Genomic DNA, 21875 nt, shown 5'->3' with positions numbered 1-21875 from the left:
GGGATCAGCCGGAGGGCGCAAGCGCTTCGATGATCGCGCCCGTCTGCGCCTCGTTCAACAGGCAGTGTGCGGGACCGGCCTTGGCCGTAAGAGCGTCGTGGGTGACAAAGGTGCGTTCGCCAAGGTGATTCGTATACAGCTTGCTGGCCGTGCACAGCGCATACGGCTTGAGCGGATGGCCCGGATGAAGTGCCTGGTATACGCGTAGCGCCATCAGCGTGGTGGTGGCAATGCCGGGATGGCTGTTGTCGGCATACAACCAGGGGTAATCCGCGTACTGCTGCTGGAGGCTCCGCAGCGTCTCGCTGATCTCCAGCGCGGGCACGCCCATCTCGTCGCCGAGTTGCGCTTCGGCGCGCACCAGCATTTGCGAGAACCTGGGCACCGACTGGTAGGTGCCCATGTAAAGCACGCGCGCGCCGTGCTCCCGCGCCAGCCGAGCCAACTTCAGGTGTGCCGTGGTCATGCGATCGCATGTTTCGCGGGTATCGTCGACTTTTCCTCCGGTTTCCTGCGCGCACAACACGTCACCGCCGCGCTCCTGCAGAACCACGATTTGATAGATGCCCGAGGTGAGCAATTGATTGAGCTGCGGCTCTTGCGCCAGTTCTGAAAGCCTGGCACCGCCTCGAACATACATGTCGGCGCGATATCGTGGTGCGCTGGCCTGGGCCTGCGCAGTGAGTTCGAAAATCGCCGGGAGGCTGTTCACGTAGGTCAGGCTGTTGCCGATGAACAGAACGCGTTGCTCTGTTGCGCCTCTGGCGATTGCGGCGACCGCCGAGGAAAGCAGCAACGTGAGCACCATGATGCGCCACACGCTCTTCATGCGACATCCCTGTGCAAGCGCCCTGGAGGGCGAAAGGTCGAGTTTGCCGCGCCAGGGCGAGGCGGGGCAATGCTCAGAGCTGCCCGATCACCAGCTGCACCAGCAGGCTGCTCACCGACACCGCGGCCCATACGCCAAGGCCGAGCAGAATCGGGCGTGCGCCGGTCGAAGCCATCTTGCGCAGGTTGGCCGAGAGGCCGATGGCGGTGAGCGCCACAATGATCAGGAACTCGGCGGCCATGTGCAGCGCCGGCTGGATCACCACCGGCACGATGCCCGCCGTGCGCAGCGCCGACGCCACCAGGAACCACAGGATGAACCACGGGAAGATACGGCGCAGGCTGAAATCGGTGGCGCCCTGCTTCTTCTGCTTCCATGCGGTGGCGAAGGCGAGCACGAGGCAGATCGGGATGATCAGCGTGGCGCGGGTGAGCTTGACGATGGTGGCGTAATCGCCGGCCTCCTTGCTGAAACTGTAGCCCGCCGCCACGACCGAGGAGGTGTCGTTGATCGCCGTGCCTGCCCACAGCCCGAAACCGAGGTCGGTCAGATGCAGCAGGTGGCCCAGCAGCGGGAACAGCAGCACCGCCACCAGGTTGAACAGGAAGATGGTGGAGATGGCGAATGCGGTGTCGTGTTCGTCCGGCTTGATGATGGGCGTGACGGCGGCGATGGCCGAGCCGCCGCAGATCGCCGTGCCCACGCCGATCAGGATCTTGAGCTTGTCATGCACGCCGAGCGCGCGTCCCAGCAGCCAGGCCGCCAGGAAGGCGACCGTGATGGTCACCAGCGTCACCGACAGCGATTCCAATCCGGTCTTCGCCACCTGGTTGAGGCTCAGGCCAAAGCCCAGGGCGATGATGGACCACTGCAGCACCTGCTTGCCCGCGAACTGGATGCCCGGCGTGTAGGTGCCGCCGGGCGCGACGATGTTGCGTACCAGAATGCCGAGCACGATGCCGAATACCGGCCCGCCGATCAGCGGCAGCTCGCGCCCCAGGCCCAGTGCCACCAGGGCGATGGCCACCGACAGCAGCAGGCCGGGTAGCCGCTGCGAAAGCGAAGGCGTGGCGGTGGCGGGTGTAGTGGTGGCGGCATTCATGGTGCTCTCCTGCGATGGCGCCATTGTCCGCCTCACGGTCTATCAGTAAAATTTGGAATTATTGATTCATCCAATAAAGTATCCTGATGATCAATATCAGCCCGCGCCAGCTCGAAGTGTTCGTGCAGATCGCGCGTCTTGGCAGCGTGCGTGCTGCCGCCGAAGTGCTGCACCTTACGCAGCCCGCCGCGAGCATGGCCCTGGCCGAAATGGAGAGGCAGCTGGATGCGCCCGTGTTCGCGCGGGAAAGAGGGCGCCTGCGACTCAATACCCGTGGCCGCGAGCTGTTGCCCTTGGCGCAGGAGCTGCTGGAGCGTTACGCGGAGTTCGGGCGCATCGGCAGCGGCAGTCCCGACGAACTCGGCGGTGAACTGCGCGTGGGCGCAAGCAACACCGTGGGCAATTACCGCGTGGGTGAACTGCTGGGCGATTTCGTACGCACCCATCCCCACGTCTCGGTGCGGCTGCGCGTGTCCAACACCGCGGAGATCGTGGCCGCCATGCTCGACCACGCGCTGGAACTGGGCTGCGTGGAAGGCCCGGTGGCGCATCCGTCACTGGAGGTGCGCCCCTGGCGCGACGACGCGCTGGTGGTCTGCGCGCCGCCCGATCATCCGCTCACGCGCAAGCGCCGCCTGCAACCCGACGATTTCGCCGGTGCGCGCTGGGTATTGCGCGAGCCGGGTTCGGCCACGCGCAGCCTGAGTGAGCGCGCGATATCCAGCCTGCCGCCCGGTGAAACCGTGCTGGAACTGGACCAGGCGGAGGCGATCAAGCAGGCCGTGATTGCGGGCCTCGGCATCGCCTGCGTACCCGAGGTGGCGGTGATCGACGCGGTGGCCGCGGGCCGCCTGAAAGTGCTGCGCACGCCGTTCCTCGATCTGCGGCGCAAGCTGTCGCTGCTGTTGCACAGGCAGCGCTATCGCGGCGCCTTGATCGAAGCATTCCTTGCCAGCGCGCGTTGAGCGCCACGGAAACCCTGTAAAAGCGCACCCGGTGCGCGACCGCAACGCTACAGCTCCGGCCGTAACGCCGGTTGATCGCGCACTGGGTGCGCCCTCTGCAGGAAAAGACGAACCGTCAAGTCAGCCGGTGATGGCGGCCAGCAGCGCCTCGGCTTCCTCGTGCGTGCGCGCGCGCAGGATGCGTGGTGCATGCGCGCGCAGTACGCCGTGATCGAGCGCGTTGAGGCGATCGCGCACGTGTAGCAGCTGGCTGGGATGCATGCTGAACTCGCACAGGCCCAGCGCCAGCAGCAGGGCAGTGAAGCTGGTGTCGCCGCCGATCTCGCCACACAGGCTTACCGGCTTCTTGGCGCGACGGCCCTCGGTGATCACATAGGCCAGCAGCCGCAGCAGGGCCGGTTGCAGCGGGTTGTAGATGTTGTCCAGCGCATCGTTGCCGCGATCGGCGGCCAGCACGTACTGCGCGAGATCGTTGGTGCCGATGGCGAGGAAGTCGGCATGCTCGAGCAGCGCGCGCACGTTGATCGCCGCGGCGGGCACTTCGATCATCGCACCCAGCGCCAGTTTTTCCGGCAGGTCGATGTTCTCGCGCTTCAATTCCTGGCGAGCCAGCTTGAACAGCGTACGCACGGCGATCAGCTCGTCCGGCTGCGTCACCATCGGCACCAGCACGCGCACGGGTCCATAGCAGGCGGCGCGGAGGATCGCGCGGATCTGCGTGGTGAACACGGCCGGGTAGCGCAGCGAAAGCCGTACCCCGCGCACGCCCAGCGCCGGATTGTCCTCGCCGCGCAGGACGAGGCCTGCGGCGTCGGCCTTGTCGGCGCCAAGGTCCAGCGTGCGTATCGTCACCGGCAGGCCGCCCATGCCCAGCACGAGATCGCGATAGGCGTTGAACTGTTCGTCTTCGGTAGGCAGTCCCTTCTGCCGAAGGAACAGGAATTCGGTGCGGTACAACCCGACGCCGTCGGCCCCGCGCGAGCGGGCCATGGCGATATCGGCGGGCATTTCAGCGTTGGCGAGCAAGCGGATGTCGACGCCGTCGCTCGTGCGCGTGGGCGCGTTGGCCAGCGTGGCAAGCCGCCGTCCTTCCTGCGCCGCCTCGCGCTGCCATGAGCGGTAACGGGCGAGATCCTGCGCAGTGGGGTGCACGACCGCTTCGCCACGTTCGGCGTCGAGCAGGATCAGGTCGTCGTCGTGGATGGTCGACAACGCATCGCGGGCGCCGACCAGCATCGGCAGGTCGAGGCTGCGCGCAAGGATCGCGCTGTGCGAATACGGACTGCCCGAGCTGGCGACCACGCCGAGCAGGCCGGCGCCGGCCAGGTGCGCCATGTCCGCCGGCGCAATGGTGTCGGCGATGAGGATTTCGCCCACGCGCGCGGCCAGCTTGCGCTCCTCGCGGCTGGTCTGGCGCTGCAGGGCGGAAATCACGCGGTTGATGACCTGGTCGACGTCCTCCTTGCGAGAACGCAGGTAAGGATCGTCCATGGCCTCGAATACGGCGGCGAGGCGGTCGCGCTGTTTCTTCAGCGCGGCGCCGGGACGGTAATGGCCGATGCGCACGAGGTCGTCCAGTCCACGCAGCAGTTCCGGATCATCCAGCAGCAGGCTGTGCGCATCGATGAACTCGTTGACCTCGCGCGCCAGCGCGCCGTGCAGCTTGCCGCGCAGTTCGCGCAGCTCCTGCCGGGCGGTTTCCAATGCACGATGCAGGCGCGCGAGTTCGACGTCGACCTCGTCCTCATTGAGCGGACGCGTGTCGACCAGATAGCGGCTCGGTTGCACCAGGCGGGCACGGCCGAGCGCCATGCCTTTCGCGGCCGTGGTGCCTGCCAATATCTGTCTCATGCGTACCCTCCGTGGTGGGATGGCCGCTCAGGCCACGATGGATGCCGGCATCCGGCCAGCATCTCGAATCCCGCGCGGGAAAGATCGCATGACGCGGCAAACCGGGCCGTGAATACGACCTCAGGATGCGACGTTCGTGCGCTCCACCCTCCCATTCAGGCCCCTTCGTCAAACTTGCGATCGAACAGCTCCACCACGGCGTTGATGGCCGACGCTTCGTCCGGACCGTCCGCGCGGACGGTGAGCGGCGTGCCGATGCCCGCCGCCAGCATCATGACGCCCATGATGCTTTGCGCGTTGACCTCGCGCCCCTTGCTGACCAGCCACACCGTCGATTTGAAGCCCTGCACCAGTTGCACCAGCTTGGCCGACGCGCGTGCGTGCAGGCCCAGCTTGTTGGATACCACAATGTCTCGTTCAAGCATGGTCGATGAAGATTCCCCCGCGGCCGCCACTGGCCGCTATTTCCGCCAGCTCATCCAGCGGTTTTTCAGCATAGTTGAGTACGCGCAGCAGCATCGGCAGGTTGAGGCCCGACACGCAGCGCAGCCGCACGCCCAGCGCGCCCAATGACAGCCCGATGTTGCATGGCGTGGCGCCATACAGGTCGGCCAGCACCAGCACGCCGTCGCCCTGGTCGAGCGCCCGCGCATGCCTGGCGGTAAGCGTGCGCATCACGTCGGGGTCGGCCTGCGGCGGCACTTCCACCGCCTCCACCTGCAAGGGCAGCTTGGGCAGCACGTGGTGCGCGGCCGAGATCAGTGCCTGGCCGACGGCCTCGTGCGTCATCAGCAATACGCCAACGCTCATGGCGACGTGCCCGTCCGTTTCGTGGATAAGGACCGCATGGCTGTCACTCGAGTTCGCGATGGAAAGTGAGCACGCCGTTGCGTAGCTCGCGGTAATGGGAAGCCAGCTTTTCCACCAGGTAGACCGAACGATGCCGCCCGCCGGTGCAGCCGATGGAGATGGTTACATAGCTGCGATCATCCACCTCGAAGCGTGGAAGCCAGGTGTCGAGCCAGCGCGTGGTATCGGCCAGGTACTCGCCCACCAGGGGCTGGCCATCGAGGTAGTCGCGTACGGCCACGTCCTTGCCCGACAGGGGGCGCAGGGTCGGGTCCCAGTGCGGGTTGGGCAGGCAGCGCGCGTCGAACACGAAGTCGGCATCGAGCGGCAGTCCGCGCCGGAAGGCGAACGACTGGAACATCAGGGTCAGCCCTTCGGTCGCGTCGGCATAGCCGGTGGCGAACAGGCGGCGCAGCTGGTGCACGTTGAGGTCGCTGGAGTCGATCACCTTGTCGGCGATCGCGGCGAGCGGGCGCAGCAGGCGACGCTCCTCGGCGATCGCATCAGCCAGCGACAGGCCCTGCCAGGAAAGCGGATGGCGCCGGCGGGTTTCCGAATAGCGCTTGATCAGCACTTCGTCGCGGCTGTCCAGGAAGATCAGGTGCGCATGCACGCCCGCCGCCGCCAGCTCGGACAACATGGCGGGCATGCGCCGCAGGTCCTCGCTGGGGTTGCGCACGTCCACGCCCACGGCGACATGTCGGCGCTTTTCGCCCGCGTCGCGCCGCACCGAGGCAACCAGTTGCGGCAGCAGCACGGTCGGCAGGTTGTCGACGCAGTAGAACTCGAGGTCTTCCAGCGCGCGCAGCGCCACGGTCTTGCCGCCACCGGACATGCCGGTGAGCACGATCAGGTGCGTCGCGTCGGGTGAGGCGGGGAGGAGGGACGTCTTCTCGCTCATGGGTCACCAGGGAGGCAGTCGGCGCATCTGGTGCGCCTGGCGATCGATGAAGGTCTGGGCCGGGTCGATGCCCTTGCTCTTGAGTACGTGGTTGCGCACCGCGGCCTCGACCAGCACCGCGAGGTTGCGGCCGGGCGCCACCGGGATGGTGATCATCGGCACCTGCACCTCGAAGATCTCGCGATGGCCGATGTCGCCGGTGAGGCGGGTGAGCCCGTCGGTATCCTCTCCTTCGCGCAGTGGCTTCAAGTGCACCACCAGGCGCAGGTATTTGGACGGCTTCACGGCCGTATGGCCGAACATCTCGCGCACGTTGAGCACGCCCAGGCCGCGCACTTCCAGCAGGTCCTGCAGCAGCTCCGGGCAGGTGCCGTCGATGACGTCGGGTGCGATCAGGGTGAACTCGGTGGCGTCGTCGGCCACCAGGCGGTGGCCACGGCTGATGAGTTCCAGCGCGAGCTCGCTCTTGCCGGAGCCCGATTCGCCGGTGATCAGCACGCCGATCGAGAACACCTCCAGGAAGACGCCGTGCAGCGTGATCTTCGGCGCGAGCATGCGTGCGAGGTGGTACTGCATCCACGTCAGCAATTCGTGCCCGCGCTTGGAGCTGATCCACAGCGGCGTGTTGGTTTCCTCGGCTACCTCGCGCAAGTCCGTCGGGATGGCCTGGTCCTTGGTCACGATGATCGCCACCGGCTGGTAGGCCGCGATCTTGTTGATCGCCTCCCAGCGCTGGCGCGAATCCAGGCCGTCGAGGTAGTTGAGCTCCTCGGTGCCGATGATCTGGATCTTGTTGGGGTAGATGACGTTCAAATACCCGATCAGCGAGGGGCGCCGGGTGGTGGTGGCCGCCTGTTCGAGCAGGCGCGATTCGCCGCGCATGCCGGAAACCCAGCGCAGCGCCATGCGCTCGTGGACACCATCGTAGAGTTGTCGGGCGGTCAGCCGATCCAAGCCAATTCCTTTGCACTGCCATGGGGAGCCTTCATGGCTGCGGGCAGCGTCACGGGCATTGTGCCAGTTCGCACCGGCAACTGCCTTTGGATCGCGGAAATCGGGGGGGGTAAGGCCCGCCCGGAGGGGGCGGGCCAGGGAGGGTCAGCCGTAAAGGCGCTCTTCACGCGAGGCGCGTTGGTGCTTGTCGCAGACCTTCTCGCGGTGTTTACGCAGCTGGGTCACCAGCTTGTCGAACAGGACATCGATAGAGACGTACATGTCATTCTCATTGGCCTCGGCGTGCAGGGTCGAGCCGCTCACGGTCATCGTGCCTTCGGCACGCTGCTGCAGCTTGTTCACGGAAAGCACGATGCTGAGGCTGAGAATTCGTTCGTCGAGGCGGGTGAGGCGGTCGAGCCGGTTGTTCACGTGATCCCGCAGTGCCGGGGTGACTTCAATCTGCTGACCGCTGAGCTGAACTTGCATGTTGCGCCTCCTCTGGTACACGCCGCCGAAGCGACTGGAATCGATGCGCCGGGCGCTCGTCGCGTGACCGACACACCTTCAAAAACCTGGGGATGTTCGATGCGTTTTTCCGGCCTCCTCACCAAGTCGGGACAGTCACTATGCGCCTTTGCCGTCATGCCCGCGTTAGAAAGACCTTCACGGTTCGGACATGGCCGGTTTCCCTGCGCGCGCCGCCACTATGAAATATGGAGACGGCTTTTTTGGCCCCAAGTTCCTGGGGCGCTTTGCCACAGACCGGAAAGCCCCGTTCAGCCAGCGCGTTGCCGCTCGCTGGAGCTGGGAATGCGCATGGCCTCGCGATACTTGGCCACGGTGCGTCGGGCAACCTGAATGCCCTTGCGGTGAAGTTCCTCCGCGATCGCCTGGTCGGACAGCGGCTTGCGCGGGTCCTCGGCATCGACCAGCTTGCGCAGCATGGCCTGGATGGCGGTGGCCGACGCGCTGCCACCGTCTTCGGTGGACACGCCGCTGGAGAAGAAGTGCTTAAGTTCGAACGTGCCGCGCGGCGTATGGATGTACTTGCGCGTAGTTACACGTGAAATGGTCGACTCGTGCATGCCCACTTCCTCGGCCACTTCGCGCAGTACCAGCGGGTGCATGGCTTCGGGGCCGTAGTCGAGGAAGGCGCTCTGGCGCCGCACGATGGCCTCGGCCACCTTGAGCAGGGTCTCGGCACGCGATTCCAGGCTCTTGATCAGCCAGCGAGCCTCCTGCAACTGGCCGCGCATCCAGCTGGCGTCGGTGCCGCGGGCCTGGGCAATGAGGCCGCAGTAATGCTGGTTGAGGCCGAGCCGGGGCTGGCAGTCCGGGTTGAGGCTGACGCGCCAGCGGCCGCCATCCTTGCGCGCATAGACGTCCGGTGCCACGTACTCCACCGGCGTCACGTCGAGCGCCGCGCCGGGGCGCGGGTCGAGGCTGCGGATCAGCACGGCGGCCGCGGCGGTGTCGTCTTCGCTGGCGCGCAGCTTGCGCGCCAGGCGGGCGATGTCGTTGCGGGCCAGCAGTTCCAGCTCGCTGTCGACGATACGCAGCGCGAGATCGCGGTGCGGCGTGTCCGGATCGAATTGCTCCAGCTGCACGCGCAGGCAATCGCGCAGGTCCAGGCTGGCGATGCCGGTGGGGTCGAAGCGTTGCAGCAGGCGGCGCACGTGCTCCAACTCGGCGGCGCTGGCCTTGATGTCGGCCGGCAGCGCCGCGAGCAGCGATTCCATGCTTTCGGTGAGATAGCCGTCCGCATTGAGCGCGTCGATCAGCACTTCCGCGATGGCGCGATCGCGCGGGCTCATGTGCGTGAGGTTGAGCTGCCACAGGAGGTGTTCCTGCAGCGTTTCCGGCGCGGCGCTTTGCGGCTCGAAACCGTCCTCGTCGCTGGAGGACCCATTGCGCGACGAGGAGGAGCCGCCCGAGAAATCGATCGGATCCTCGCCCGCGCCGTCGCCATCGCTCCAGTCCGGCGCCTCGCTGTCGTCGACGCTGTCGTTGCTGCTGGTGCTGGTGCTGCTGGTGCCGGCGGGGAGGGGCTCGACCACTTCGTGGTCGTCGCTTTCCGCGTTCTCCGGGTTGTCGTCGGAAAACTCGAGCAGCGGGTTGCTTTCGGCGATCTGACGCAGCTCCGCTTCCAGCTCCAGCTGAGACAGCTGCAGGAGGCGGATGGCCTGCTGCAGCTGGGGGGTCAGCGTGAGCTGTTGGTTGAGGCGAAACTGCAGTCCGGGTTTCATGCCTGGCGGTCGGAATGAACTCAAAGGCATCGTAACGCGTGGTCGGAGGGTCGGCCATAGGTCAAAGGCCGAATCGAGTACTACCTCCGGTTTAGCGATGTAGCCCAGCCGTTACAGCGCGGAAATCAGAGGCGGAATTCGCGACCCAGATACACTTCCCGGACCTTTTCGTCGGCCAGGATGTGGGCCGGCGTTCCGCGGGACAGCACCTCGCCGTCGTTGAGGATGTAGGCGCGGTCGCAGATGCCCAGCGTCTCTCGCACGTTGTGGTCGGTGATGAGCACGCCGATGCCGCGCTCCTTGAGGTGCCGCACGATGCGCTGGATCTCGCCCACCGAAATGGGGTCGACGCCGGCGAACGGTTCGTCCAGCAGCATGTAGCGCGGGTGCGCGGCCAGGGCGCGGGCGATTTCCACGCGGCGACGCTCGCCGCCGGAAAGGCTGATGCCCTTCTGGTCGGCGATGTGCGCGATCTTCAGCTCGTCCAGCAGGCTTTCCAGCTCGTTGGTGCGACGCTTTTCGTCCCAGCCTTCGCGCAGTTCCAGCACGGCCATGATGTTGTCGGCCACGCTCAGGCGGCGGAACACCGAGGCTTCCTGCGGCAGGTAGCCGATGCCGAGCTTGGCGCGCTGGTGCATCGGCAGACCGGTGATGTCCTGCTTGTCGAGCTTGATGACGCCGGCGTCCGCTTCGATCAGGCCCACCACCATGTAGAAGCAGGTGGTCTTGCCCGCGCCGTTGGGGCCGAGCAGGCCGACCACTTCGCCCTCCCGGATGGAGAAGGCGAAGTCACGCACCACCTGGCGCGATTTGAAACTTTTCTGCAGACCTTCGGCGGACAGCATCGATCAGTGGCCCTCGGCCGGCTTGGGCGCCGGCGTGGCAGGTTTCTGCTTGGGCAGGAAGGTGCCGTGCACCACGCCTTCGCCACCGGCTTCGCCGGTGATCAGGCTGGTGTTCGTGTTGTAGGTGAGCTTGTCGCCGTGGAACTCGCCGCGACCCTGCTGCGTCACCGATGCGTTGCCGATCAGCACGGCGATGCCGTTGATGTTGTCGTAGTCGAGCGTCGCGGCGTCGCCCTGCATCAGGTTGTTGTTGTCGTCGAGCTGCTGGATATGCGCCGGATTGCCGGTGACGACCACGCGGGCGATCTGCGTGTCGCCATCCAGGTGCACCTTGGCCACGTCGCCGGTCACCTTCAGCGTGCCCTGCGTAAGGATCACGTTGCCCTTCAGCGTGCTGATGGTGTTCGGCGCGTTGTACGCGTCGGTGGTCTTCGCCTGGAAATTCATCGGCTGGTTGCGATCGTCCTGCTTGGCAAGCGCCGGTTGCAGGGCAAGGACACCAAGGCAGAGCAGGCCGAGGGAAAGCTTAAGACGACTTCTTTTTGCGCGGCGGGAACGAGCCGTGGCTTTCATCGAGCAGCTCCATGTGATTGGTGTTGAGGTTGGCGCGCATGCCAACTCCGCTCATTGTACTGTCGCCCTGCACCATGTGTGCCGCGGCGGCCGTTTCCATGCGGTTCTCCTTCGGCCACGCGGTGACGTCGGAGGTATGGATCTCGGCGGCCGGGGTGTCCTGGAAGGCGAGCCGGTGCATGTAGACCGGTCCCTGCAGCTTGAGCAGGGTGCCGCTCTTGTCCACCCACGCATACAGCGAGTCGCCCAGCCAGGGCGGCACGCCGTCCTGGTTGGAGGGCAGCTCGAACTTGGGCGTGTTGATGTACAGCGATTCGTCGTTCTCGCGGCGCTCCAGGTGCGGTGCGACCATGTTGAAGCTGGGTTGGCCGTCGACGTCGTAGGACCACAGGCGGAAGTTGGTGAGCGTATAGCCCGAGCGCGGCGGGCCGACGAAGTCGCTCACCCTCGGTGCCGGGGCGAGCCACCAGTACAGCATCTGGGTCGCGCCGGTCGCGGCGGCGACCAGGGCGATCGCGACCACGAGTCCGCGGTCGCGTATATAGGTGCGCCAACTCACTGCCAGCGCTCCCGCTCGGCCGCATCCTTGCCCTGAGCGACCAGGATCATGTCGGCGACCTCGCGTGCCGCACCCTGGCCACCGGCCAGGCTCGTGCGCCAGTGGGCCTGCTCGGCCACCCACGGATGCGCGTTGGCCACGGCCACGGCCAGCCCGACCGTCCGCATCGGCGGCAGGTCGGGCAGGTCATCGCCCACGAAGGCCACTTCGTCCGGGGCCAGCGCCAGTGCCTCGAGCAACTGGTTGAGGCAGGCGCGCTTGTCGCCCTGGCCCTGGTAGACGTGGGCGATATCCAGCTCCTCGGCGCGCAACGCCACCGGGTGGCTGATGCGCGCGGAAATGATGGCCACCTGCACGCCATTGGCCATCAGCCGCTTCAGGCCCAGGCCGTCGTGCACGTGGAAGACCTTGGTTTCGTGCCCGTCTTCGGCGTACCACAGGCGGCCGTCGGTGAGCGTGCCGTCCACGTCGAACACGGCGAGGCGGACCTTGGCGGCACGGGCGAGTACGTCAGCGGGGATGTCAGCCAGGGTCATGGGCGCGTTCGGCAAGGGGCAGGAGGGCGATACCGTCAAACGCCGGTGGGGCGCGACGGTGGACGTAATGGGAATGGTGTCCCGCGAACCTTTCGATCAGACCACGCGCGCGCGCAGCAGATCGTGAATGTTCAGGGCGCCGACCACCTGCTGGTCGTCGTTGACCACCAGCAGGGCGTGGATCTGGTGCTTCTCCATCAACTGGGCCGCCTCGATGGCGAGCTTGTCCGTGCCGATGGTCTTGGGGCCGCGGGTCATCAGTTCGGCCACGGTCGCGCCGCGCAGGTCCACGCCGTCGTCATCCAGCGCGCGGCGAAGGTCGCCGTCGGTGAACACGCCGAGCAGGCGGCGGTTGGAATCGATCACCGCGGTCATGCCCAGGTGCTTGCGGGTCATTTCCATCAGGGCCTGGGTCAGCGAGGCATTCGGCGGTACCGTCGGGATGCCCTCGCCGGTATGCATGATGTCGCTGATGTGCAGCAACAGGCGGCGGCCAAGGCTGCCGGCCGGGTGCGAGCGCGCGAAGTCCTCGGAGGTGAAGCCGCGGGCTTCCAGCAGGGCGATCGCCAGCGCGTCGCCCATCACCAGCGCCGCGGTCGTGCTGGCGGTGGGCGCCAGGCCGAGCGGACAGGCTTCGGCGGCGATGCTGGCGTCCAGGTGGACGTCGGCCTGGTCGGCCAGTGAGGAGTGCGCATTGCCGGTGATGGCGATCAGCGGAATGCCCTGGCGCTTGATCACCGGGAGGATGAACAGCACCTCGTCGGTTTCGCCGGAGTTGGACAGGGCCAGCACCACATCCTGCGGCAGGATCATGCCGAGGTCGCCATGGCTGGCTTCGCCCGGATGGACAAAGAAGGCCGGGGTGCCGGTGGAGGCGAGCGTCGCGGCGATCTTGCGGGCCACATGGCCGGACTTGCCCATGCCGGTGACCACCACGCGGCCCGCGCAGGCCATGATCAACCGGCAGGCCTCCACGAACTCGGGGCCGATGCGCGGTTCGAGCGCGCGGATGGCGGCCGCCTCGGTGGCGATGACCGTGCGCGCACTGCGCACGAGCGCTTCATCGTTGATCGCGTGAGGGGTGGGAGTGGCGACGTGGGCGTTCATGCGTCCTCGGGGTCCGTGCCGGAATCTTGTCATCACCCTGAACGATCCGGTCAGGGGCGGATATTCCGTTGAATCATGGGGTTGGGCCGTTGCGCGGGCCATGGTGAGGGTGGCGTCCGCAACACGTGTCGTTTCTGCGACAGAGGTTTTCCATTAACATGGCATATTCGCATTTTAACGTGATAGTCGGTGCCATTGGGCTTGGATCGTCTCCAAACCCGGCGCCGACCCAACTCCTGCAAGTGGAAAAACCCATGGACGCTGCCACCATCCAGGCAATGATCGAACAGGGCCTGCCGGGTGCGCAGGTCGCCGTAAGCGGCGACGACGGCGTGCATTTCGAGGCTGAAGTGGTGGCGGAGCAGTTCGCCGGCAAGCTTCCGCTGGCGCGGCATCGCCTGGTCTACGCCACGCTGGGCGATCTCATGGGCGGTGCGATCCATGCGCTGGCCCTGAAAACCCTTACCCCGCAGGAGCTCGCGGCGCGCCGTTGAGCGCAGCGCCACGACTCCCAAGTACTGCATTCGCAAGGACTACGATGGCCAAGATCCTGATCAGCGGCGGCGAGCCGCTTCACGGCGAAGTGGGCATTTCCGGCGCCAAGAACGCCGTATTGCCGATCCTCGCTTCCTGCCTGCTGGCTGACGAGCCGGTGGCGATCAGCAACGTTCCGCATCTGCACGACGTCACCACCTTCATCGAGCTGCTCGGCCAGATGGGCACGCAGCTGGTGCTGGACGACCGCATGAAGATGCACATCGACCCGCGTTCCACCGAGCGCTACTTCGCCCCCTACGACCTGGTGCGCACCATGCGTGCGTCGATCCTGGTGCTGGGCCCGCTGGTGGCGCGCTTCGGCGAGGCGGAAGTGTCGCTTCCGGGCGGTTGCGCCATCGGTTCGCGTCCGGTCGACCAGCACATCCGCGGCCTGCAGGCGCTGGGCGCCGACGTGGTCGTGGAGAACGGCTACATCAAGGCCAAGGCCAAGCGGCTGAAGGGCGCGCGCATCTCGATGGACATGGTCACCGTCACCGGTACCGAGAACATCATGATGGCCGCCGCGCTGGCGCAGGGCACCACCATCATCGAGAACGCCGCGCAGGAACCGGAAGTGGTCGACCTGGCGCATTGCCTGATCGCCATGGGCGCGCAGATCGAAGGCGCCGGCACGTCCACGCTCACCATCCACGGCGTCGAGCGCCTGCATGGCGCCGAGTACGAAGTGCTCCCGGACCGCATCGAGACCGGCACCTTCCTGGTCGGCGCCGCCATGACCGGTGGCAAGGTGCGCGCCCGCAACGCACGCGCCGATACGCTGGACGCCGTGCTGGCCAAGCTGGAAGACGCCGGCGCGCACATCTCCACCGGCGCCGACTGGATCGAGCTGGACATGCGCGGCCGCCGCCCGAAGGCAGTGAACATCACCACCGCGCCGTACCCGGCGTTCCCGACCGACATGCAGGCGCAGTTCACCGCGCTCAACTGCGTGGCCGAGGGCGTGGGCGTGATCACCGAGACGGTGTTCGAGAACCGCTTCATGCACGCGCTGGAACTGCAGCGCCTGGGCGCGGACATCCGCCTCGAAGGCAATACCGCCATCATCAAGGGCGTGGAGAAGATGAGCGGCGCGCCGATCATGGCGACCGACCTGCGTGCCTCCGCATGCCTCGTGCTCGCCGGCCTGGTGGCGCAGGGCGACACCACGGTGGATCGCGTGTACCACATCGACCGCGGCTACGAGAACATCGAAGAGAAGCTCGGTACGCTGGGCGCGAAGATTCGTCGTTTGCCGTCCTGATCCGGCGATCCTGGTGCAAAGAAAAGGCCGCGTCAGCGGCCTTTTTCTTTTTTCCTTGCATTCTTTTTGTGGGAGCGCACCCTGTGCGCGACGAGCCTACATGGCGGTAAACCCATGCCTCGCCGTCGCGCACAGGGTGCGCTCCCACAGAGAGCATTTGCGCTCAATGGCCGTTCTTGTAACTCACCAGCTCCAGCGTCAGGTTGCCGCCGTCGCTCTGCGCCAGCTTCACCGGCACCGGGTATTTCTGCGGCGCATACCACGCGCTGAAGGCCTTGTTGTCGTCGCTGCGTTCCACGCGTTCGGCCTGGAAGCTGCCGGCCGGGACCTTCACCGTGTCCTTGCCGGCCACCTTGAACGTCTGCGTCTCGACGTTGCGCTTCACCGCGACCGGCAACGCCACGCTCTGCTTGCCGTCGCGCAGCGCCAGGCCGATGGCATAAGGCGCGGTATTGCGGTCCACCAGGCCAGGCACGCTGGCGTAGTTCATCGGGCCCTTGCCCTCGTCCACGGTGACCTGGTTGGTGCTCCAGTTCACGTCGGTGTGGCGCTGCTTGCTCTTGATCGCCGCATCCATGCGGTAGTCGTAGCTCACCGTTTCCGGTGCGTTGTTGTTCCAGCGAAAGCGCGTGGTCTCATTGGAGTTGGCGCCGAGCGCGGCGGCCAGGCCCGAGGTGCCCTTGGTCTGGTTGCTGTATTCCCACTGGCCGTCACCGGCGGGCTTGAGCGTCACCACGGCCTGGCCGATGGCCTGGCCGCCTTGCGACACCTGGTAGGTCGCCGTGAACGGTGCAGGCGCCGTCGCGGCGAGCGCGGCCGAAGTGGAGAACGCCAGCAGCAAGCCGGCGGCAAACGTGCGGAGGATGGGGAGCGGGGTCATGGGAACCGCAGTCTACGTGTTCAGCCTGAACGACTTGTAGAGAAGCGGTGGGCCGCTCAGTCAACCAAACGGCCGTTGCGCAGTTGCAGTGGCGCGTCCTGGGGCTGCCCATCCAGCGCGACGCGATCCGGTGGCAGCAGCGACAGGCGTCCCTCGGCGATCAGGCGCAGCACCTCGGGCAGCAGCTGGTGCTCGAAGCGGAGCAGGCGCTGGGCGAGCTGCAGCTCGTCATCGCCGGGGCGGACGTCGATGGTGGCCTGTGCGATCACCGGGCCGCCATCCAGTTCGGCCGTTACGTAATGCACGCTGGCGCCATGCTCCACGTCCCCGGCTTCGAGCGCGCGCCGATGCGTGTGCAGGCCGCGGTATTTCGGCAGCAGGGAAGGGTGGATGTTGATCATCCGGCCGACCCAGGGCTTCAGCGCTTCGCCGTCGATGATGCGCATGAAGCCGGCCAGCACCAGCACGTCGGCGCCGCTGGCCTCGAGCTGGCGGAACAGCTCGAGGTCGAAGTCGCGGCGGTTGGCGAAGGCCTTGGGATTGAGCGTGAGCGTGGGAATGCACGCGTCCTTCGCCAATTGCAGGGCGCCGGCGTTGGCCTTGTCGCTGCCGACCAGCACGAACTCGACCGGCAACTGTCCCGCGTCACGGGCGACGATCAGGGCCTGCAGGTTGCTGCCGCGCCCGGAGGCGAGCACGGCGACACGAAGACGCTGGGTTGTCACGGGCTTAGCCGATGTGCACGCGCTCGTCGCCCTGGGCGGGCACGATCTCGCCGATCACCGAGCTGGCCAGGCCGTGCGTGGCCAGCAGGGCGGAGGCGGCCTCCACCGCGTCGCGCGGCAGGATCACGGTGAAGCCCACGCCGCAGTTGAAGGTGCGCCACATTTCCTCGCGCGCCACGTTGCCTTCGCGCATCAGCCACTCGAACACCGGCGGCAACACGATGGCCGCGGCGTCGAGCCGGATGCCCAAGGCGTCCGGCACCACGCGGATGATGTTTTCCTTCAGGCCGCCGCCGGTGATGTGGGCCATGCCGTGAACCGATCCACTCTTCAGCAGGTCGAGCATCGGCTTCACGTAGATGGTGGTCGGGGCCATCAGGGCGTCGGCCAGCGTCACGCCACCGACCTCGAGGTCCAGCGGGTTGCCGGCGCGCTCGAGGATCTTGCGGATCAGCGAATAACCGTTCGAGTGCGGGCCGGAGGAGGCCACGCCCAGGATCACGTCGCCCGCCACGATGGCCTCGCCGCTGAGCAGCTGCGACTTTTCCACCGCGCCCACGGTGAAGCCGCCCAGGTCGTATTCGCCCGGCGGGTACATGTCCGGCATTTCGGCGGTTTCGCCGCCGATCAGCGCGCAACCGGCCAGCTCGCAGCCCTTGGCGATGCCGCCGACCACGGCCACGGTGGTGTCCACGTCCAGCTTGCCGGTGGCGAAATAGTCGAGGAAGAACAGCGGCTCGGCGCCCTGCACCAGCACGTCGTTGACGCACATGCCGACCAGGTCGATGCCGATGGTGTCGTGGCGGCCCAGCTGCTGGGCCAGCTTGAGCTTGGTGCCCACGCCGTCGGTGCCCGAGACCAGCACCGGCTCCTTGTACTTGCCCGACAGGTCGAACAGGCCGCCGAAGCCGCCCAGGCCACCCATCACTTCGGGGCGGGAGGTGCGCTTGACCAGCGGCTTGATGCGTTCGACCACGGCATTGCCCGCGTCGATGTCGACGCCAGCGGCGCGGTAGGTGAGGGCGTCGGACATGAGGGAAACCCGGCGTGGAGAAACGTCAAAGTGTAGCAGTGAAGGCATCGCCCTGCCTGAGCGCGAACCGGAAAGCATGGCCCGAACCGGGACCGCTTCGATGGACGCTGGGGGCGGGATTGGGCAGACTTCCGACGTTTCCCCTCCGGATATCGCTTCCCCATGCGCCTGTCCCGCCTGCTGCTCGTCTGTCTCATGCTGGGCCTTGCCCCGCTGCTGTCCGTGCACGCCCAGGGACAGGTGTCGCCCTACACGGTCGTGGTGTCGGTGGCGGACACCAGCGATGCGGCCCGCAACAGCGCCTTCAGCGACGCCCTGGCCCAGGTGCTGGCGCGCACCGCGGGCGGGCAGGACCTGAGCGCCAAGGCGGGCTACCCCGATGCGCTCAAGGGCGCCAGCGGCATCGTCAAGCAGTACCAGTACCAGCGCGCCGCCACCGGGATGAGCCTGCAGGTCACCTTCGACGAGGCGGCGGTGCAGCGCACGATCGCGCAGCTGGGCGTGGCCGGGGGTGGGCCGAAGCCGCCGGTGCTGCTGGTGGTGCGCGACGAGGATGGCAGCGTGCTGACCCGCGATGCGCTGGCGCCGCTGGCCCAGGCCGTCGCGGCCCGGGGCTACGCCACGGTGCTGGCCGATCCGGGCAAGACCGGCGACACGCCGAACCTGACCACGGCCGAACCCGACCAGGTGGCCGCGCTGGCGCGCCAGTACAAGACCGGGCTGATCCTGCTCGGCCAGCTGCACGGCAACAGCGCCGACTGGATGCTGGTGTCCGGCGGCCCGCAGCAGCGCTGGACCAGCAACGGCGCCAACACGGGCGCAGTGCTGACTGACGCCGGCAACGGCCTGGCCGACCGCCTGGGCAAGCAGCTGAACGTGATCGGCTCGGCCACGGTGGACGGCAAGCTGTGGGTCTCCCAGATCAATTCCGCGATGGATTACGCCAACCTGCTCGCCACGCTGCGCGCGGACCCGTCCGTACGCCAGGTCACCACCGTTGGCGCGCAGGGCGACGGCATGCTGTTCGCCGTGAAGGCCAGCCTGCCGATGGACGTGTTGGCGGCCAACCTTGCCGCCAGCGGGCGCCTGCTGCGGGGTGAATCGCATACCGATGCGGACATCAGCCTGCGCTGGGTGCATTGAATCGCGCCGGGAATTTCCCGGCCTGAATCGCCGGCGCTACCGCTGCGCTGGCGATGCCCGGTTGCATGGGTCACACTCGCCCGTTCCGCCCGATGAGCCATGCCATGACTCATGACACCTCCCGCCGCTGGCAGATGCTTGCCATCGCCGCGGTCATCCTCTACCTGCTCTGGCTGCTCGCGCCGGTGCTGATGCCGTTCGCCTTCGCCGCGATGCTGGCCTACCTCGGCGACCCGCTGGCCGATCGTCTCGAACGCCTGGGGCTGGGGCGCACGCTGGCGGTGAGCATCGTGTTCATCGTGCTGCTGTTGCTGGCGATCGGTGCGCTGCTGCTGCTGATCCCGCTGGTCTCGCGCCAGGTCGACAACCTCGTGCAGAACCTGCCGCGCTACGTGGACTGGGCCCGCAACGTGGCGCTGCCCTGGGTACAGGCCAAGCTGCACCTGGACCCGAGCGCTTTCGATACGGATCGCCTGGTGGAGCAGCTGAAGGCGCATATCGGTTCGATCGGCGATGCCGCCTCCACCGTGCTGGGCAAGATCTCGCGCTCGAGCCTGGGCGTGATCGCCTGGCTGACCAATCTCGTGCTGATCCCCGTGGTGGCGTTCTACCTGCTGCGCGACTGGGACCGGCTGGTGGCCTGGATCGACCGCATGCTGCCGCGCTCGATCGAGCCGACCGTCGCCCACCTCGCCCGCGAAGCGGACAGCGTGCTGGGCGCGTTCGTGCGCGGTCAGCTGGCCGTGATGCTGGCACTGGGCATCTTCTATGGCGCGGCGCTCACCATCATGGGCCTGTCGGTTGGCCCACTGATCGGCATGGTGGCCGGCCTGCTCAGTTTCGTGCCGTACCTGGGTTTCATCGTCGGCTTCGGCTCGGCGCTGATCGCCGCGCTGGTGCAGTACGGCGATTGGGGCCACGTGCTGGTCGTGGTGGCCATCTTTACCGTCGGCCAATTGCTCGAAGGCTATGTGCTGGTGCCCCGCCTGGTCGGCGAGAAGATCGGCCTGCACCCGGTGGCGGTGATCTTCGCCGTGCTGGCCGGCGGCTACCTGTTCGGATTCCTGGGCGTGCTGCTCGCGCTGCCGGCGGCCTCGGTGATCCTGGTCGTGTTGCGCTACCTTAGCGAACGCTACCGGCAGAGCGATCTGTACACGGAAGAGGGCCACGGCGATCCCGTGCTCTCCGAAGTCGATGTCATCGTCGAGACGCTGCAAGGCACGGTGGAAACCGATACGGTCGTGACCCCTCGCGACGAAACGAAGGACGCAACACCTCCCGCATGATCCCGCAGTTGCCGCTCGCCCTGCGCTGGCCACGTCGCCAGCGCTTCGAACATTTCCATCCGGGGGCCAACGCGGCCACGCTCGCCGCGGTGGAACAACTCGCCCATGCGCCGGGCATGCCGTGGCTGTACCTGGCAGGCCCGGTCGGCAGCGGCAAGAGCCATCTGCTGATGGCGGCTTGCCAGGCGGCGTTCGCCGCTGACCGCATCGTGCAATACCTGCCGTTGGCCAGCCTGGCCGACAAGGCGGCCGCCATCCGTGGCGTCGCCGGTAGCGAGTTCCTCGCGCTGGACGATCTCGGTGCGATCGCCGGGGATCGCGAGGCCGAGCACGCGATGTTCGATGTCTACAACCGCGCCAGGGCAGAAGGCGCCACGCTGCTGTTCGCCGCCGAGGCCCTGTCGTCGCAGCTCGGCCTGGGCCTGCCGGACCTTCGCTCGCGCCTGGGGGCGTGCCAGCAGGCCCTGATCAAGCCGCTGGATGACGCCGAGCGCCGCGCCGTGCTGCGCCAGCAAGCCGCCTCGCGCGGCATCGAGCTGGACGATACGGTGCTCGACTGGCTGTTCAACCGCTACGCACGCGACCTGGGCGCCCTGCTGGATCTGCTCGATCGCCTCGACCAGGCGTCGCTGGCGGCACGGCGGAAGATCACGGTGCCGTTCCTGCGCGGGTTCCTGCGCGAGGCAGAGCCGGGTGCGTAAGCGGTCGACAATCCGTGTGGGAGCGCACCCTGTGCGCGACCGCAGCGCCCCGTCGGTTCCGCTTCGTTGGTTTGTCGCGCACAGGGTGCGCTCCCACAAAAGCCGGCGGCATAGAAAAAAGGCGCCTCGCGGCGCCTTTTTCGTATCCGTCAGGCCATCAGCAGCCTGGGCGTCGCGTTCGCCCCGACCGCATCCACCATCGCCTGCGCCACATTCAGGTTGCCGGCGATGATGTTGCCGCTCTCCGGGATGCCGTCACGGCCGGCGAAGTCGCAGTAGCGGCCGCCCGCTTCGCGCACCAGCAGCACGCCGGCAGCCATGTCCCAGGGCTTGAGGCCGATCTCGAAGTAGCCGTCATAGCGGCCGGCGGCGGTGTAAGCCAGGTCCAGCGCGGCCGAGCCCGAGCGGCGGATGTCCTCGGCCTGGCCGAGCAGGGCGCGGGTCATGTCCAACTGCGCGTCGAGGTGCGAACGCTGGCGATAGGGAAACCCGGTGGCGATCATCGCGCCGCCCAGGTTCTCGCGCTTGCTGACGCGGATGCGGCGGTCGTTGAGGTAGGCGCCGTCGCCCTTGCTGGCGGTGTACAGCTCGTCGCGCAGCGGATCGAACACCACGGCGTACACCGGCTCGCCCTTGTCGAGCAGCGCGATGGAGACGCAGAAGTGCGGGATGCCGCGCAGGTAGTTGTGGGTGCCGTCGAGTGGATCGATCACCCACACCAGTGGCCCCTTGCCCGTGGCGCCGCTTTCCTCGGCGAGGAAGGCGTGGGTCGGGTAGGCGCGCTTGAGTTCCTTGACGATCTCGGCTTCGGCCAGGCGGTCGACTTCCGAGGCGAAGTCCATGCGTTGCTTCTCAACGACGTTGAGTCCGTCGATGCGATTCATGTAGCGCAGGATGATGTTTCCTGCGGAGCGCGCGGCGCGCACCGCGACGTTGACGGCGGGTCTTGGCATGGCTTCGGCTTTCAAAAGAACGGGGTTTCGGCGGCAAAGTCTAGCAGAGGAGCCGCT

The 21875-nt window shown here is 66.9% G+C and carries 24 protein-coding genes; 6 read left to right on the top strand and 18 right to left on the bottom strand.

The genetic code is table 11. The annotated features are described in order from the left end of the window. Positions 1-4: 4 nt before the first annotated feature. Entirely contained in the window at positions 5-829 is an 825-nt protein-coding gene (locus JMF82_RS07610; protein ID WP_201313934.1) for an SGNH/GDSL hydrolase family protein, read from the bottom strand. Between the two features lie 73 nt (positions 830-902). Continuing rightward, positions 903-1931: a putative sulfate exporter family transporter gene (locus tag JMF82_RS07605; protein ID WP_201313933.1), complete on the bottom strand. Its 1029-nt coding sequence runs from the start codon at positions 1929-1931 to the stop codon at positions 903-905. A gap of 86 nt (positions 1932-2017) precedes the next feature. On the opposite strand from JMF82_RS07605, the gene JMF82_RS07600 reads away from it, so the two are divergent. Continuing rightward, positions 2018-2896: a LysR family transcriptional regulator gene (locus JMF82_RS07600; protein WP_201313932.1), complete on the top strand. Its 879-nt coding sequence runs from the start codon at positions 2018-2020 to the stop codon at positions 2894-2896. A 120-nt stretch (positions 2897-3016) separates the two neighbouring features. Here the strand turns inward: JMF82_RS07600 and ptsP are convergent, their stop codons facing one another. The 12 genes from ptsP to JMF82_RS07540 all read right to left on the bottom strand — a co-directional run bounded on the left by ptsP (position 3017) and on the right by JMF82_RS07540 (position 13299). Beyond that, positions 3017-4747: a phosphoenolpyruvate--protein phosphotransferase gene (gene ptsP, locus JMF82_RS07595; RefSeq protein WP_201313931.1), complete on the bottom strand. Its 1731-nt coding sequence runs from the start codon at positions 4745-4747 to the stop codon at positions 3017-3019. Between the two features lie 155 nt (positions 4748-4902). Further along, positions 4903-5172, bottom strand: coding sequence for an HPr family phosphocarrier protein (locus JMF82_RS07590; protein ID WP_201313930.1), 270 nt, complete (start codon positions 5170-5172; stop codon positions 4903-4905). Then, the gene (locus tag JMF82_RS07585; RefSeq protein ID WP_201313929.1) at positions 5165-5557 is read right to left on the bottom strand and encodes a PTS fructose IIA subunit family protein; all 393 of its coding nucleotides are present in this window, start codon (positions 5555-5557) and stop codon (positions 5165-5167) included. Before JMF82_RS07585 ends, JMF82_RS07590 begins: the two co-directional genes overlap by 8 nt. Before the next feature lie 43 nt (positions 5558-5600). Beyond that, a complete protein-coding gene (gene rapZ, locus JMF82_RS07580) occupies positions 5601-6497 on the bottom strand; it encodes an RNase adapter RapZ (protein ID WP_201313928.1) in 897 nt (298 codons plus the stop codon). 3 nt (positions 6498-6500) lie between these two features. Beyond that, positions 6501-7451 (bottom strand): HPr(Ser) kinase/phosphatase, encoded by a 951-nt coding sequence (gene hprK, locus JMF82_RS07575; protein WP_201313927.1) that lies wholly within the window; start codon positions 7449-7451, stop codon positions 6501-6503. A gap of 144 nt (positions 7452-7595) precedes the next feature. Next, complete coding sequence (raiA, locus tag JMF82_RS07570; protein WP_201313926.1) at positions 7596-7919, bottom strand: ribosome-associated translation inhibitor RaiA; 324 nt, start codon at positions 7917-7919, stop codon at positions 7596-7598. Positions 7920-8209: 290 nt separating this feature from the next. Continuing rightward, complete coding sequence (locus tag JMF82_RS07565) at positions 8210-9679, bottom strand: RNA polymerase factor sigma-54 (RefSeq protein WP_201313925.1); 1470 nt, start codon at positions 9677-9679, stop codon at positions 8210-8212. Positions 9680-9804: 125 nt separating this feature from the next. Next, on the bottom strand, positions 9805-10524 hold the full coding sequence (gene lptB, locus JMF82_RS07560) for an LPS export ABC transporter ATP-binding protein (protein WP_201313924.1): 720 nt from the start codon (positions 10522-10524) through the stop codon (positions 9805-9807). A gap of 3 nt (positions 10525-10527) precedes the next feature. Continuing rightward, positions 10528-11097, bottom strand: a complete 570-nt coding sequence (gene lptA, locus JMF82_RS07555; RefSeq protein ID WP_201313923.1) for a lipopolysaccharide transport periplasmic protein LptA — start codon at positions 11095-11097, stop codon at positions 10528-10530. Further along, on the bottom strand, positions 11051-11656 hold the full coding sequence (lptC, locus tag JMF82_RS07550) for an LPS export ABC transporter periplasmic protein LptC (RefSeq protein ID WP_201313922.1): 606 nt from the start codon (positions 11654-11656) through the stop codon (positions 11051-11053). Before lptC ends, lptA begins: the two co-directional genes overlap by 47 nt. Next, complete coding sequence (locus tag JMF82_RS07545; RefSeq protein ID WP_201313921.1) at positions 11653-12192, bottom strand: HAD hydrolase family protein; 540 nt, start codon at positions 12190-12192, stop codon at positions 11653-11655. Before JMF82_RS07545 ends, lptC begins: the two co-directional genes overlap by 4 nt. A gap of 96 nt (positions 12193-12288) precedes the next feature. Beyond that, on the bottom strand, positions 12289-13299 hold the full coding sequence (locus tag JMF82_RS07540) for a KpsF/GutQ family sugar-phosphate isomerase (RefSeq protein ID WP_201313920.1): 1011 nt from the start codon (positions 13297-13299) through the stop codon (positions 12289-12291). A 254-nt stretch (positions 13300-13553) separates the two neighbouring features. On the opposite strand from JMF82_RS07540, the gene JMF82_RS07535 reads away from it, so the two are divergent. Beyond that, positions 13554-13793 (top strand): BolA/IbaG family iron-sulfur metabolism protein, encoded by a 240-nt coding sequence (locus tag JMF82_RS07535; RefSeq protein ID WP_201313919.1) that lies wholly within the window; start codon positions 13554-13556, stop codon positions 13791-13793. A gap of 44 nt (positions 13794-13837) precedes the next feature. After that, the gene (murA, locus tag JMF82_RS07530) at positions 13838-15097 is read left to right on the top strand and encodes a UDP-N-acetylglucosamine 1-carboxyvinyltransferase (protein ID WP_201313918.1); all 1260 of its coding nucleotides are present in this window, start codon (positions 13838-13840) and stop codon (positions 15095-15097) included. A 163-nt stretch (positions 15098-15260) separates the two neighbouring features. Here murA and JMF82_RS07525 read toward each other — a convergent pair whose 3' ends face one another. The 3 genes from JMF82_RS07525 to purM are packed head-to-tail and all read right to left on the bottom strand — an operon-like array spanning position 15261 to position 17735. Continuing rightward, entirely contained in the window at positions 15261-15977 is a 717-nt protein-coding gene (locus JMF82_RS07525; RefSeq protein ID WP_201313917.1) for a DUF3108 domain-containing protein, read from the bottom strand. Positions 15978-16033: 56 nt separating this feature from the next. After that, positions 16034-16702 (bottom strand): phosphoribosylglycinamide formyltransferase, encoded by a 669-nt coding sequence (purN, locus tag JMF82_RS07520; RefSeq protein WP_201313916.1) that lies wholly within the window; start codon positions 16700-16702, stop codon positions 16034-16036. Between the two features lie 4 nt (positions 16703-16706). Continuing rightward, entirely contained in the window at positions 16707-17735 is a 1029-nt protein-coding gene (gene purM / locus JMF82_RS07515; RefSeq protein ID WP_201313915.1) for a phosphoribosylformylglycinamidine cyclo-ligase, read from the bottom strand. A 162-nt stretch (positions 17736-17897) separates the two neighbouring features. Between purM and JMF82_RS07510 the strand changes: the two genes are divergently transcribed. The 3 genes from JMF82_RS07510 to hda all read left to right on the top strand — a co-directional run bounded on the left by JMF82_RS07510 (position 17898) and on the right by hda (position 20865). Next, complete coding sequence (locus JMF82_RS07510) at positions 17898-18878, top strand: DUF2066 domain-containing protein (RefSeq protein ID WP_201313914.1); 981 nt, start codon at positions 17898-17900, stop codon at positions 18876-18878. 104 nt (positions 18879-18982) lie between these two features. After that, positions 18983-20164, top strand: coding sequence for an AI-2E family transporter (locus JMF82_RS07505; protein WP_201313913.1), 1182 nt, complete (start codon positions 18983-18985; stop codon positions 20162-20164). Next, positions 20161-20865, top strand: coding sequence for a DnaA regulatory inactivator Hda (gene hda / locus JMF82_RS07500; RefSeq protein WP_201313912.1), 705 nt, complete (start codon positions 20161-20163; stop codon positions 20863-20865). Before JMF82_RS07505 ends, hda begins: the two co-directional genes overlap by 4 nt. Before the next feature lie 149 nt (positions 20866-21014). Here hda and JMF82_RS07495 read toward each other — a convergent pair whose 3' ends face one another. Continuing rightward, positions 21015-21818, bottom strand: coding sequence for an inositol monophosphatase family protein (locus JMF82_RS07495; RefSeq protein ID WP_201313911.1), 804 nt, complete (start codon positions 21816-21818; stop codon positions 21015-21017). Between the last annotated feature and the right edge of the window lie 57 nt (positions 21819-21875).

Origin of the sequence: Dyella sp. EPa41, assembly GCF_016586165.1 — a bacterium.
In the GTDB taxonomy this organism is placed as follows: domain Bacteria; phylum Pseudomonadota; class Gammaproteobacteria; order Xanthomonadales; family Rhodanobacteraceae; genus Dyella.
This window is presented reverse-complemented; position numbering and strand designations above follow the sequence as displayed.